Source organism: Hymenobacter volaticus, from assembly GCF_022921055.1.
Classification (GTDB): Bacteria; Bacteroidota; Bacteroidia; order Cytophagales; family Hymenobacteraceae; genus Hymenobacter; species Hymenobacter volaticus.
The window spans coordinates 5,159,934-5,174,193 of record NZ_CP095061.1 but is presented as its reverse complement, the minus strand read 5'-3'; the positions used below and the strand labels follow the sequence as shown (position 1 = coordinate 5,174,193).

Here is a 14,260-nt window from a genome sequence, read left to right as displayed (position 1 = left end):
TCTGAAAATCTTTCTCCACATTGCCGCCGTTAAGCTACTCACCCATGGCACAGCAACGCTACTTTTTTGGCTTTTATTACTTCTGCGCTTCTGCGTAGTCGAGCAGCCGCCGTGTAGCTTTTCCAACCTGAAAACTCCAGCGCCTCTCGACTTCGAGAGGCGCTTTTTTTACGTCTTTTCCTTCCATGCGCCACTTCGCCCCCATTTTTACCTTCTTCTATTACCCGTTCTTTTACTCGAAGAACTAGGCCCGCTTTTGCCACTGCAGACTCACCGCTCCGCACCACCGCAAACCCAGGGCCCCCGCACAGAGGAGCCCTTTTTCATGCTTGTTTTCTAAAGTGCCAGTGTTTCCTTCTCCTTCTTATCGGTCACCTCTAATGTCTTCCTCTTCCGCCATTGCTATTCAGGGGTACGCGGGCAGTTTCCACGAACTAGCCGCTCGCCACTACTTCGGCTCAACCCCTGCTATTGCGCCCTGCGCCACTTTCAGCGAAGTAGTGCGGCAAGTAACGAGTGGCACGGCCGAGGTTGGATTGATGGCCATTGAGAATTCCATTGCCGGCAGCATCCTGCCCAACTACAGCTTGTTGCAACGGTCGGCAGTGCAGGTAACAGGTGAAGTGTACTTGCGCATCCGGCAGCACCTATTGGCCTTGCCGGGGCAGGAACTAGCCGATATCCGGGAAGTGCATTCGCATCCGGTGGCGCTGCTGCAATGCGCCGATTTCTTGGCGCTACACCCCTGGCAGTTGGTTGAAACGGTAGATACGGCCCTGAGCGCTCGGCACTTGCGCGAGCACAGCCAAATAGGAATTGCGGCCGTAGCTGGCGAAGCGGCTGCCCGCCTCTACGGCCTGGAAGTGCTGGCCCACGACATTCACGCTGACCCCGAAAACTATACTCGCTTCTTGGTATTGGAGCGCCAAGACCCCGAGCGGTCCATCAGCACGGCCAACAAAGCCTCGCTCTATTTCCACACCGACCACCAACGCGGCAGCTTGGCCCGCGTGCTGACGTGCATTGCCGGCCACGGCTTCAACCTCTCCAAGCTCCAGTCGTGCCCGCGGCCGGGGCGCACGTGGCAGTACTACTTCCACGCCGATGTCGAGTTCGATGAAGCCACACAGTTGCCGGACTTACTGCAAGAACTCACCCTGCTCACCGACGATTTGCAAGTGCTTGGCGCCTATCAGCGCGGCGAATATTATTGATCGAGTCCGCCTCTCGTCACCAAGCAACTAGTAGGTAAGATGCTGCCAACGGCGGCTCCTTCTCAACAAGAAATAAGTCGGTAATGCACCAAGCAGAAGCTTGGTTTTCCTCCCGAGTAACTGGCAATCATCAACCAACCGCCATGCAAGTTTCAACTGCTCAGCGCTTAGCGAATACCGGTGAATACTACTTCTCGCAGAAGCTGCGCGAAATTGCGGCCCTCAACCAAGCCGGCGCCGACATCATCAACCTCGGCATCGGTAGCCCCGACTTGCCGCCACACCCAACCGTAACGGCGGCACTCACAGCCTCGGCGGCGCTGCCTACCACCCACGGCTACCAGAGCTACCAAGGCATTCCGGCTTTGCGTGCGGCCGTAGCCGAGTGGTACAACCGCGCCTACGACGTGACCCTGGATCCGGCCACCGAAGTGCTGCCGCTGCTCGGCTCGAAAGAAGGTTTGATGCACATCGGGATGACGTTCTTGGAGGCCGGCGACGTCGTGCTGATTCCGAACCCCGGCTACCCCACTTACCGTGCAGTAGCCGAAATCTGCGGCGCCACCATCCGTGAGTATGACCTGACCGAAGCCGCTGGCTGGCTGCCCGACCTAGAGGCACTGGCTGAGTCGGACTTGAGCAAGGTGAAGATGATGCTGGTCAACTACCCGCACATGCCAACCGGCACCCGCGCCGACGCGGCGTTCTTGGCGCGGCTGGTGGCCTTCGCGCAGCAGCATCAGATTATGCTGATCCATGACAACCCCTACAGCTTCATCCTCAACGACGCGCCCATGAGTTTGCTGGCGGTGCCAGGCGCGCGGGAAGTAGCCTTGGAGCTGAATTCCTTGAGCAAGTCGCACAACATGGCCGGCTGGCGCGTGGGCCTGCTGGCGGGCCGCGCCGATTGGCTGCGGGAGGTGTTGCGCTTCAAGAGCAACATGGATTCGGGGATGTTTCTGCCGGTGCAGCAAGCGGCCGTAGCAGCGCTGGCGCTTGGGGATGAATGGTTTACGGAACTAAACGCCGTGTACAAGGCCCGGCGTGAGGTGGTATTCGAACTGCTGCACACTCTCGGCTGCCAACCCGACCCCGAGCAAACCGGCCTGTTTGTATGGGCTGCCGTGCCACCCGCCTACGCCGATGGCTATGCCCTCAGCGACGAGCTACTGAATGAAGCACGCGTGTTCCTGACGCCCGGCGGCATTTTCGGTAGCAACGGCAACGGCTTCGTCCGGGTGAGTCTCTGCCAAAGTGAAGCGATGCTTCGGAAGGCGGTGGACCGCATTGTGCAGTCTCGCAAGGCGTTGGCCTAGCAAAAACACAGGTAAACTTCCACCGAACATGACCATTGTAACTGTAATTGGAATCGGGTTGATTGGGGGCTCCCTGGCGCTGAGCTTGCGGCAGCAGGGCTTAGCACACCGCTTTATTGGGGTAGAGGCCAGTCCCGAGCATGCCCGACGGGCGTTGGAACTCGGCCTGATCGACGAAATTGAAACCGACCTCGCCACCGCCGTAGCCGCCGCCGATCTAGTGGTAGTGGCCGTGCCCATGGATGCTATGCTAAGCGTGTTGCCGCAGGTGCTAGACGCGGCCACCGGCCGCCAAGTGGTGGTGGATGTGGGCTCTACCAAAGAGAAGCTGCTGGCTGCCGTGGCCGAGCACCCAAACCGTGGGCGGTTCGTGGCCATCCACCCCATGGCGGGCACCGAATACTCTGGACCCGAGGCGGCCGTGCAGCACTTGTTTGCCGGCAAAACCCTGGTAGTGTGCGACGCGCACCGCAGCGACCCGGATGCGGTGCAACTGGTAGAAGCGCTGTTTCGGGCCTTGCCCATGCGCCTGCTCTACCTCGATGCCGCCGACCACGACCTGCACGCGGCGTACGTGTCGCACATTTCGCACATCACCTCTTTTGCGCTGGCACTCACAGTGTTGGAGAAAGAGAAAGAGGAGCAGCGTATCTTTGATTTGGCCAGCGGCGGTTTCGAGTCGACGGTGCGCCTGGCGAAAAGCTCCCCGGCTATGTGGGTGCCCATCTTTCGCCAGAACCGCACCAACGTGCTCGATGTGCTCGACGAGCACCTCCGGCAACTCCAAGAACTGCGCCGCCTGCTAGCCGACGAAGACTACGAAGGGCTGCGGCAATCCATCGAACAAGCCAACCACATTCGCAAAATCATTTCGTAGCATTTCCATCTAACTAAGAAAATAAGAAAAGAACGTCATGCTGAGCGCAGCCGAAGCATCTCGCTAGGGTAGTAAAGTCATCTACTAGCAACGACACCACGCGAGATGCTTCGGCTCCGCTCAGCATGACAATACCTTTTGCAACCTCAGCACGCGAGATGCTCCGGCTCTGCTCAGCACGATAACCATTTCTGACACAGATTCAATTTCAACACTTCGCACATTCACCTCAATACCATGAATCAAACTGCCCTCGCGCCCAAGACCGTGAACATCAACAAGAAGGCGCTTCTAATTTCTGGACCATGCAGCGCCGAAACCGAAGAGCAAGTGCTGCAATCTGCCACCGAGTTGGCGGCTACGGGCCGCGTAGATATGCTGCGGGCGGGCATCTGGAAGCCACGCACCAAGCCAGGCATGTTCGAGGGCATCGGTACGAAAGGCTTGCCTTGGTTGCGTAAGGCTAAGGAACAGACGGGTTTGCCGGTAGCCGTGGAAGTGGCTACGGCTAAGCACGTAGAGGATTGTTTGGCCTTCGAAGTGGATGTGCTGTGGGTGGGTGCCCGCACCACCGGCAACCCCTTCTCGGTACAGGAAATAGCCAACGCGCTGCGGGGTGTGGATATTCCGGTGCTCGTGAAAAACCCGATTCACCCGGAGCTGGAACTGTGGGTGGGCGCCGTGGAGCGTTTGGCGAAAGCTGGCTTGAAAGACCTCGGCCTAATCCACCGCGGTTTCGCCAGCTACGGCAACACCGACTTCCGCAACGCCCCGATGTGGCACTTGCCCATCGAGATGAAGCGCCGCATGCCCGATCTGCCCATCATCTGCGACCCGAGCCACATCTGCGGCCGCCGCGACACGCTAGCCGCCGTGGCGCAGCAGTCCATCGACCTTGATTTCGACGGCCTCATGCTGGAGTCGCACCCCGACCCGGACAACGCCTGGAGCGACGCCAAGCAGCAAGTAACGGCCGCCGCCCTCAAAGACATGCTCGAGCACTTGGTATGGCGCCACGAGCCCGACAACCAGCGCGAGTTCCAGACGGCTTTGGCGGGCCTGCGCGCGCAAATCAACCAGCTCGACACCGAAATCATGCAGCTACTCGGCCGCCGCATGGGCGTGGCGCAGCAGATCGGTCAGTACAAGAAAGACAACGACATCACCATCCTGCAAACCACTCGCTACAGCGAAATTCTGGAGCGCAGCCTGCGCCAGGGCACGGCCTTGGGGCTCACCCCCGAGTTCATCCATAGCTACCTTGAGGCAGTTCACTTGGAGTCCATCAACCGCCAGAATAAGGTGATGAACTCGTAAAACGCTGCGAGCAAGGTTGTTATCAACAAAGAGTTCGGGGGATGTGTAATCAAGGCATTACATTTCTTCGAACTCTTTGTTTGTAGATAGTTAGCTGAGCGTGTAAGCTTGGTTGTAAGACAAGAGAAGAGAGTAGTAGGTGGTTGTCAGTGGTTTCGATAGTTGGCTAGGTGACAAGTAGTCGTTGGCAACCGGAATCCGTTCTATACCTTCAAACGAACTTCTATTTGGGTACAAATTCTTTTACGAACGAGCTATTGGATAAGCGAGATTTTGATGCGGTAGTGGTGGGTTCTGGGCCAAACGGGTTGGCGGCGGCTATTACTATGCAGCGGGCCGGACTGTCGGTATTGCTCGTGGAAGGCAAAGACACCATTGGGGGCGGAATGCGCACAGCGGAGCTGACATTGCCAGGTTTCAAACATGATATTTGCTCGGCGATTCACCCGCTAGCCGCTGAGTCGCCCTTCTTCAAAACCTTGCCGCTAGCTGACCACGGGTTGAAGTTAATCGACCCGCCTGTGGCCGCGGCTCACCCTTTCGACACTGGGCGAGCGGCCAAGCTGGTGACTTCCCTCTCCGAAACCGCCCAGCAACTAGGCATCGACGAATCTGCCTACCGCAAGTTGCTGGAGCCTCTGGTGCGCGACTGGCCCCAGCTGGCCCCAGCTATTCTGGGGCCGCTCCGCATTCCACAGCATCCGTTTGTGATGGCGCGCTTTGGCCTCGATGCTATAAACTCGGCCTCGGCGCTGGTTAAGCGGTTCCGCACACCGGAGGCTCGGGGACTGTGGGCGGGTATGGCGGCCCACGCTATCCAGCCGCTGAGCAATGCCACCACGGCGGCCTTTGGGCTGGTGCTGCTGGCAGTGGGGCACTTGCGTGGGTGGCCGCTTCCGCAGGGAGGTTCGCAGACTATTGCCGATGCCATGACCTCGTACTTCAAGTCGTTGGGCGGCACAATTGAAACCGGTTTCTATGTGAAATCGCTGGACCAACTGCCTTCTGCCCGCACGGTGCTGCTCGACGTGACGCCCCGGCAGCTACTTCAGATAGCGGGGCATAAGTTTTCGTCGCTGTACCGCTGGCAGTTAGAGCGGTACCGCTACGGGATGGGTGTATTCAAAATCGATTGGGCGCTTGACGGACCGATACCCTTTACGGCGCCGGAATGCCGCGAGGCTGGCACGGTACATTTGGGGGCTCTTTCGAAGAAATTGCTGCCTCCGAGCAGCAAACTAGCAACGGCCGACACCCCGAGCAGCCCTTCGTGCTGCTGGCCCAGCAAAGTTTGTTCGACCCAACCCGCGCTCCGGCTGGCAAGCACACCGCCTGGGCCTACTGCCATGTTCCTAACGGCTCCCGTATAGATAGGACCGAGGTTATCGAGAAGCAGGTGGAGCGGTTTGCCCCCGGTTTCTGCGAGCGTATTCTGGCCCGGCACACCTTCGACACCGCCCAGATGGAGGACTACAACAGCAACTATATCGGCGGCGACATCAACGGTGGCATTCTGGATGTAACCCAATTGTTTACTCGTCCCGCACTGCGTGCTTCTCCTTACCGGACTTCGGCCAAAGGCATCTACTTGTGCTCTTCTTCCACACCCCCCGGCGGGGCGTACACGGCATGTGCGGCTACCACGCCGCTCGCCAGGCCTTGCAGGATGTATTCAAGCAGCATGCGCCTCCACTTAATAGCAAGTGAGCTAGCTAGGATCTACACTTGTAGAAACGCGACACTTCGCGTCTCGGCGTTGCTGAGGTTGTTGATACTGCGCAGTTCCAGTTGTTCAACGCCGAAACGCAAAGTGTCGCGTCTCTACAACGTTCAGGAGCTTGGCTTATAGAGGCAGTAGCGCGAATCCCATGAAACTGCCTTAGCGCTCTGCTAAGAAAGTCAACTACTCTGCATTGGGTGGCTAGCTTGTCTTAGCTAAAGCTTAACCTTACGCCTCAGCTTGGCCGTTTGCTAAGTTCCGCCGTACTTGTTGCCTATGCTCTTCTATACTGTCATGAAGCCCCTGGTGCAGGTGGCCTTGCGCGTGTTTTTCCGTCGGCTCGAGATTAGGCACCGGGACCGGCTGCAGACGCCGGGGCCGCTACTCATGGTCAGCAACCACCCCAACACGCTCATGGACCCGCTGGTGGTTGCAGCCAACCGGCGTGAGCCCATTTCTTTTCTAGCCAAGAGCACCTTCTTCAAGAACCCAATTACAAGGGCCATTCTCACGTCAGGCAATTCCATTCCGATTTACCGCCGGCAAGATGTGGAAACCGACGGCGCGCCCGTTACGAACGAGCAGATGGCGGCCCAGAACGAGGCCACTTTTGGCAAGTGCTACGACTACCTAGGCAAGGGCGGCACGGTCATGATTTTCCCCGAGGGCACCAGCGTGAGTGAGCGGCGCCTGCGGCCCCTCAAAACTGGGGCGGCCCGCATTGCGCTCGGCGCCGAGGCGCGGCACGATTTTAAGCTCGGGCTGCGCCTGTTGCCGGTGGGTATCAACTACTTCGATCCGCAGCACTTCCGCTCCGACGTTCTCATCAACGTTGCCCCGCCCATTCGCGTGGCCGACTACGCCGACGCATACCGCCAAGACCCGCTGGCCGCGGCCGACCAACTCACCGAAGACTTCCGCCGCCACTTAGAGCAACGCCTCGTTATCACGCGCGACGCGGCCGAGGACGAGTTAGTGCAGCGGCTGGAGCGAACCTTCACGGGCCACCTCATCGAAGACGACCCCCGCACGCTCTACGACAACTTTCAACTTAGCCGCACGCTGCTCCAAGCCGTAACCTATTTCGACCAGCACGACCCCGGCCGCCTCACCGAAGCGCGCGCCCACCTGACTGCGTACCTAAGCGAGCTAAAGCGCCTCGGCCTTACCGACGACGCGCTGGAGTCGGAGCGGAAAGGGCGGACGCGGGGCGAGCGGGCGCTGCGGGCGGTGGTAAAGCTGACACTAGGGTTGCCGGTGTATCTGTATGGTGTTCTGAACAATTATCTTCCGTACAAGCTGCCATCGGTGGTGGCCAAGCGCGCCACCAAGGAAGTAGAGTTCGTGGCGCCCATTATGCTGGTAGTAGGCATGCTCACATTCAGTGTCGGCTACATTATTCAGATTGCGCTGGTCCACCACTTCACGCAGGATTGGCGCTGGACTACACTCTACGGCATAAGCTTGCCTCTGACAGGCTTCTACGCCCTCTCGTACTGGAACCAACTGGCTAGCCGGGTGCGCCGGGTGCGGGCGTTGCGCCTCTTCCGTCAGCAGCGCCCCCTTATGGAAAACCTGCTGCGGCAGCGCGCCACCATTTTGCGTCTGCTGTCTGAGGCCAGAGAGAAATATCTAGCCAGAACTGTGCAGGAGTAGAGTCGTGAGTCGTGAGTCGTGAGTCGTGTCCTTGCGAAGCCGAAGCTTGTGGTACGATAACCACTGCTTCGTTCGCCTACCACTTACCAACTGGCCTTCGAGCCGAAGCCTAATGTAAGCAGTTCGGTGAACGATGGGGCTCCCTTATTTGGCAGGCGGCTCAGCAAATACAGGTCGTTGGTACCGAACTCAGCGTAGCCTGACACCCGCGGTGGGCTTGGGTGAGCAAGGGTCGGGTTGCCAGCGTAGGTGAGGCGCGGTGCCACAAAAATACCAGTGCGAACTTTTGTGGAAAACCAGTAGTAGCCTCGCTGATAGACTTTTGTATCGCGGCTGTCGCGCATGGTGGCGCCAGTCGTGTAGTTAATGTAGCCGCCCACTCCGGCACTGGCGCGCCAATGCTGGCCAAAGGTTGGCCGGACCGGGAGGTAGGTGGTCTTGAACGTGAAGATGGTGAGCGGCTGTCCGCTAAGCCGGCCAGGTACCCGGCCTAGCAGCAACTCTGGCTCCAGCTTCTGGTGTGCTAGCTGCACTCCGCCTCCAACGGCCACCAAGCCAGCCCCACCTCCTATTTGCAGCGTCAGAAAAAAGGGTGCCTTGCCTGCTGACGGCACGTCCCGCTGGGCGTGCGCGGCATGAGCTACAACTGAGCCGACCACTAAAGCCAAGCACCTGCAAAGTGGCTTCCGTACGGGAAAAGGCATACCTTCTAGAAACTGAGGACAAAGAAACAAAAGCTAGAAATCCATCTTCAGTCCTAGTCCGAGCGTAAGGACATCCGCTGGACTCAACGATTTTCTGTTAGCGTTTGTAAACAAGCTGACCAGATACAAGTCGTTGGAACCTAGCTCGTAGTAAGCGGAAATACGGCGTTGCCGGGCGGTGGGCGTTGTCGTGGGGCGCAGATACGAGAGGCGGCCACCGAGCAAGGGGCCTATGCGGGTGTCCGTCGAAAACCAGTAGTAGCCTTTGGTGTACTGACCCCGTACTTCGTCGTTGATGGTGCCATGGGTATAGCTCCCGTAAATCCCGATGGTGAGAGGCCGGAGCACAAACTTGTCGCTCAGCGGTAGGGTGTAGGGCGAGTATAACAGCTTGGCAGTGAAAATGGAAAGGGTAGAGCCCGCGTGCTTTTCGGGCACGTACCCCACCAGAACATCCGCTTCCAGCCGGTCACGCAACGTGGTATACCCCACGCCCGCCGCTAGCAAACCCATGCCGCCGGCTGTTTGCACCTGCACGTGGTTGGGGCGGTACCAAGGTCGCGCCTCGAAAGTTGAAGCAGCCGACGCGGCGGGAGTAGTAGCCGCTACCTGACCAAGCACCGGCGTTGCTGCACTCAGCAGCAGCAGAGGAAGGAACTGGCGCATTAGAAGTGGACGGTTTTCAGGCGGTACTTCGGCTGATCGTTGGCATCGTTCCAGACCGTCAGAATGATGTACTGGTCTCGCTCGAAGGAAGAGGAGTTGATGTAGGTCACGCCGTCGTTGAACGTCTCGCCAATCCGGAACGAGTGGCGGTGGCCATTCAACTCAAACACCAGCTTGGGTGCCGTAGCTAAGGTGTTGGTATAGGCCGGCGTTAGTCGCGAATCGAAGTCGCCATCATCCGGGGGCACGTGCGACATCACCACCTGCCGTTTGGCACCTTGCAGGTTGCTTACTTGCTGCTGCAGCCACGGCACGTCCGGGATTTTGCCGTTGAAGTTGTACTCGCGGCTATTGGTGTCGATGAAGGTGAACTTGGTATCCCCGTATATGAACGAGTAGTTCAGGGGACCGAAAATGTGCTGGTACGCCTCCCGGCCGTTGCCTACTTGGTCGTGGTTCCCAATGACGGTGAGGTACGGGATGTTGAGCTTGCTTAGCCGCTCGTCTATCCAGCGCATTTCCCGGGCTAGCCCGAAGTCCGATATGTCGCCCGCAATCACCATCATCGACAGTCCCCGCTGCTGGTTCACACTCTTAACCAAGTTTTCGGCGTGGTCGTAGAAGCGTTGCGAGTCGCCCGAGAACACAAAGCGCAGCGTGTCGCCGGGCGGCAGCGGATTAGCCGCGAGGCGCGCTAAGTGCTTGGCCGTTAAATTGGTTTGGTCTTTTGACCCGTTGTAGGCATTGGGACTGAATTCTAAAATCTCGCAGCCACCAAGCAGTGTCAACGCCGCCGCGCAACTTGAAGCGCGCAGTCGGAACGAAGTAGAAAGAGACATAACAGAAGAGGCACTAAATCAGCAAATAGCACCCTCTAGCTATTAGGGCACTGCTTACATACCTACTGAGGTGCTCTAGTGTTTTTGCTATGGAACTGCCTCCATCAGCCCGCGAGTAGGTTTTCACGCTCAAGTTTCCACTGGAAACGCGGCAGTAGGCTACTAGACAGTCGAAAACCGAAGTATTAGCGAAGCTTAATTTTTTTCGCGTTTCCAGTAAATAAAATCAGGGAATAATTCAGCTTGCGTTACTCCCTGATTTTTTCAGCTCCTCTTTTTGTCTTTCGTGTGGCTTCGTTGTTTAGTCCGGGGTGTCTTGAGTTATTCGTCTAGGTACTGGTGCACAAACTTGATGGCCATGGAGCCTTCGCCAACGGCTGACGCCACGCGGGCCATAGCCCCGGCTCGACTGTCGCCAGCCGAGAATACGCCCGGCACGCAGGTTTCAAGCAGGTAAGGTTCCCGGGTGTGCTTCCAGATAGCCGGATAGCGGGGGTCCGTCACTAGGTCGCGGCCCGTGAGCACGAAGCCTTTGTTGTCGCAGATAACGGTGCTGCACACCCACTCGGTGCTCGGCTTGGCGCCAATGAAAACGAATAAGGCCCGCGCCGGCCGCTTCTCGAATTGGCCGTTGGTTTTCAGCACCACTTCCTCTAAATGGTCTGCCCCGCACACTTCCGCTATTTCGGTGAATGGCAAAATCTCGATGTTAGGCGTATTGCCAATCTGCTCAATCAGATACGCCGACATCGAGGCTGCCAATGACTTACCTCGAATAACAATGTAGACTTGGCGCGCATAGGTAGCCAAGTACATGGCCGCCTGCCCCGCCGAATTGCCACCTCCCACGATGTATACATCCTGTTGGTCGCAGGAGCGAGCCTCGGTGCGGGCCGCACCATAGTAGACCCCGGCGCCACTGAGGCGGTCCATGCCCGGCACGTCGAGGGTGCGGTAGCTGACGCCCGTGGTTAGTACCACGGCGCGGGTGCGGACCTTACTGCCGTCGGTGAGGGTCAGCACTTTATAGCCATCTTGCACGCAGAGGTCCACCACTTCCTGAGGAGCCAGGATTTCGGCGCCGAGGCGTACGGCTTGGGCCCAGGCGCGGTGAGCCAACTCGGCACCGCTTAGGCCCGTTGGGAAACCCAGGTAATTTTCGATGCGGGAGCTAGTACCGGCTTGACCACCAAAGGTTTGCCGCTCGATTATCAACGTTCTGAGGCCTTCCGAAGCTCCATATACGGCGGCGGCCAAGCCCGACGGGCCGGCCCCAATCACTACCACGTCATACAACTCCTGCTTGGCCGTAACGGTAAGGCCCATGCGCTGCGCCAAGTCGGTTTTGGCAGGCTGCGAAATGGTGGTGCCATCCTCGAAAATCACTACCGGCAGATCCGTAGACGATAAGCCTTTGGCCGTTAGTAGCTCTTGGGCTTCCGCATTGGTCTCGAAATCCAGCCATTGAAATCCTACCAAGTAGCCACTCAGGAAGTCCTTGATTTCATGAGACAACGGCGACCATTGAAAGCCAATGAGCCGCAAGCCAGTGTACTTGGGCAAGTATTGGCTCTGCCAAGCCGCCAACAAATCGTGCAGCGTAGGGTAGAGCAATTGCTGGGGCGGGTCCCAGGGCTTCATCAGGTAATGGTCGAGGCGGGCGTTGTTGATGGCCCGGATAGCGGCCTCGGTATCAGCGTAGGCCGTGAGCAGCACCCGCTTGGCATCCGGATAAATAGTGCGCGCTTCGGATAGCAATTCCACCCCTTCCATGCCAGGCATGCGCTGGTCGGCTAGGATGAGCGCGAGCGGCTCTTCCCGGGCCCGTAGTTCCCGCATAGTTTCCAGGGCTTCCCGGCCCGAGCCGGCCCGCAGCACGCGGTAATCGCGCCGAAATTCGCTGCGTAAATCTCGATCAACGGCATTTAGCACTTGCGCATCGTCGTCGACGGCGAGAATAACAGGTTTCTTATTCATGTGTATGAGTATCTGCGATGAATAACTGAGTAAGGCATGAAACTCCTTACCGGGTTGGCTGAGTGCCCGCCAATTTGCCAAGACAGATCAAGTTGATCTGTCTCTCTAGCGGTAGTCAAGCGCTGGAAATAGATGGCAAAATAGCTCGTGAATGGCTAGTAACTATATATAGTCAAGAACTATCTAACAATAAGATAATCTATAGCCGCATTCGAGTCAACCTGTGTCATCTAAGTAGCCGTGGTGGCGGTATTACTCCGAGACTCCTACTGGCAGCCAAACACAAAACTCGGTGTGGTGAGGCTCGGAATGGACTTCTAGCTTGCCACCATGGTTTTCCACAATGCGCAAGGCAATGTCGAGGCCAAGGCCAGTGCCCTCGCCGGCGGGTTTAGTGGTAAAGAACGGGTCCAGGATGCGGGGCAGAATGTCGGCGGGGATGCCAGGCCCATTGTCGATGACAAACACCTGAATGTTCTCACCCTCAAACCGGGTACGCAGCGTGATTTCGCCGCCTGTGGGCAAGGCGTCTATGGCGTTATCGAGTAGGTTGGTCCATACTTGGTTGAGGCTGCTGACTTGGCCACTCACTAGCGGCAACTGCGGAGCGTAATCGCGCACAAGGCTCAGGTTTTTCTCGCGAATCTGGTAGGCCAACATGTTGATGGTGCTTTCCAGGCTCGCATGCACGTCGAGAGGAGCGAAACCACCAGCGCGGTCCATATGGGAGTACGTTTTCACATTGCCGACCAGCGTACTGATACGCCCGCCAGCTTCTTGCACATCCTGGATGAGCCGCAGCATAGTAAGTTGGGTGGAGAGCCAGGTAAGGGCGGGGGCCCGGGCAAGGGCAGGCAGCGCGGCGGTGGCGGCTTCGAGTTGCGCTGGTGCTAAACCCGCATCCAGCAGACCAGTAGCTAGTGAGTACGAATCGTTTACCTCCTGCGTATCCAGCCAGTCGATCAGTTCGTCTTCGCGGTCGGCGCGGGCTAGCCCCGATAGTGGCGGCCCAACGGGTGGCGGGGTGGCGGCTAGCGCAGTAAGCGTTGCTAAGGCTGCTGGCTCCGGGCAATGGCACACCAAGTCGCCGAATTGCATAGGTGCTTCGTGCAACCGACTTGCCAAGGCCTCCGCCGCCCGCACAATAGCTGCCGCCGGATTGTTGAGTTCGTGCGCCAAACCCGCCGACAGCTTGCCGAGCGCACGCAGTTTTTCGTCGCGCTCTTGCCCGCGTGCTTCGTTGCGGGCCCGGTCGCTCATTATGCCTACCAGCCGTTGTACTAGCTCTGGGCTCACCCGCTCTAGTTCCGGGAACAAGTTTCGGTGTAATGCAAATACGGTGGTTGGTCCTACTGCTACGCTCCATCCCTTAATGGTTTGCAGCCGTGAGTAGGGCAGCACCCCACTGATTTGGCCGGCCTCCACCCGAAAAATCGGCTCCCGGTTGCCGTTGCGCAAGGCATAGAACTGAACTCCGCCAGTCAGCAGCGCCACCATGTATTCGGCGGGGTCGCCGGGTTGCTGGATACTTTGCCCCGCCGCATAGTCCCGCCGCTCGCCGTGCGCAATCAGCCACTCCAGCGTTTCGGTCGGCAAATCGGCCAGTACTGGTATAACGGAAAAGTCGGCAATAGTCAGTGAGGAAGACATGACGGAGGAGGTGCTGGAATTGACGGAAGAGTTTGCCATGACAAGTGATGCCGAAGCGTTAGGATAAGATGGTGCTGACTGTTATGCTAAAGGCATTAAGTAACAGCGCGAAAGTTGCGTTCTACTCTGAGCACAGAATGAGAGGCCAGTGGTGCTTTGAAGCCACTCCTGCAGCTCATACTTATAGTTAAGTTACACGTTTTTCAACCTGGAGCAGAGCAGCAGTGGCGAAGGTACTCTGTATAAAAAGAGATGCAAGGAGGCTAGGATTGCTTTACCCCCTCGCCCAACGGCTCCTTATAGCTGAGAAATACCACAGTTCCG

Annotated in this window: 10 protein-coding genes and 1 pseudogene; 6 read left to right on the top strand and 5 right to left on the bottom strand. The window is 58.0% G+C overall.

Translation table 11 applies throughout. The annotated features are described in order from the left end of the window. The first annotated feature begins 380 nt into the window (after positions 1-380). The 6 genes and pseudogenes from MUN86_RS22675 (at position 381) to MUN86_RS22650 (ending at position 8,100) form a co-directional block, all read left to right on the top strand. Positions 381-1,214, top strand: a complete 834-nt coding sequence (locus tag MUN86_RS22675) for a prephenate dehydratase (RefSeq protein WP_245120237.1) — start codon at positions 381-383, stop codon at positions 1,212-1,214. 143 nt (positions 1,215-1,357) lie between these two features. Continuing rightward, a complete protein-coding gene (locus tag MUN86_RS22670) occupies positions 1,358-2,530 on the top strand; it encodes a pyridoxal phosphate-dependent aminotransferase (protein WP_245120236.1) in 1,173 nt (390 codons plus the stop codon). A 28-nt stretch (positions 2,531-2,558) separates the two neighbouring features. Continuing rightward, positions 2,559-3,407 (top strand): prephenate dehydrogenase, encoded by an 849-nt coding sequence (locus MUN86_RS22665; RefSeq protein WP_245120235.1) that lies wholly within the window; start codon positions 2,559-2,561, stop codon positions 3,405-3,407. 237 nt (positions 3,408-3,644) lie between these two features. Continuing rightward, entirely contained in the window at positions 3,645-4,724 is a 1,080-nt protein-coding gene (locus MUN86_RS22660; RefSeq protein ID WP_245120234.1) for a chorismate mutase, read from the top strand. Between the two features lie 257 nt (positions 4,725-4,981). Next, positions 4,982-6,431 (top strand): annotated as a pseudogene (locus tag MUN86_RS22655) (phytoene desaturase family protein). A gap of 289 nt (positions 6,432-6,720) precedes the next feature. Beyond that, positions 6,721-8,100: a lysophospholipid acyltransferase family protein gene (locus tag MUN86_RS22650; RefSeq protein ID WP_245120233.1), complete on the top strand. Its 1,380-nt coding sequence runs from the start codon at positions 6,721-6,723 to the stop codon at positions 8,098-8,100. Between the two features lie 83 nt (positions 8,101-8,183). On the opposite strand, the gene MUN86_RS22645 is transcribed toward MUN86_RS22650, so the two are convergent. The 5 genes from MUN86_RS22645 to MUN86_RS22625 all read right to left on the bottom strand — a co-directional run bounded on the left by MUN86_RS22645 (position 8,184) and on the right by MUN86_RS22625 (position 13,936). After that, complete coding sequence (locus tag MUN86_RS22645) at positions 8,184-8,804, bottom strand: hypothetical protein (protein WP_245120232.1); 621 nt, start codon at positions 8,802-8,804, stop codon at positions 8,184-8,186. A 33-nt stretch (positions 8,805-8,837) separates the two neighbouring features. Then, on the bottom strand, positions 8,838-9,470 hold the full coding sequence (locus MUN86_RS22640; protein WP_245120231.1) for a hypothetical protein: 633 nt from the start codon (positions 9,468-9,470) through the stop codon (positions 8,838-8,840). Further along, positions 9,470-10,309 carry a metallophosphoesterase family protein gene (locus MUN86_RS22635; protein WP_245120230.1) on the bottom strand — a complete coding sequence of 280 codons (840 nt, stop codon included), beginning with the start codon at positions 10,307-10,309 and terminating at the stop codon, positions 9,470-9,472. The genes MUN86_RS22640 and MUN86_RS22635 overlap by 1 nt, the downstream gene beginning before the upstream one ends. A 321-nt stretch (positions 10,310-10,630) precedes the next feature. Next, on the bottom strand, positions 10,631-12,286 hold the full coding sequence (locus MUN86_RS22630; RefSeq protein ID WP_245120229.1) for an NAD(P)/FAD-dependent oxidoreductase: 1,656 nt from the start codon (positions 12,284-12,286) through the stop codon (positions 10,631-10,633). A gap of 252 nt (positions 12,287-12,538) precedes the next feature. After that, entirely contained in the window at positions 12,539-13,936 is a 1,398-nt protein-coding gene (locus MUN86_RS22625; protein WP_245120228.1) for a sensor histidine kinase, read from the bottom strand. Positions 13,937-14,260 lie beyond the last annotated feature (324 nt).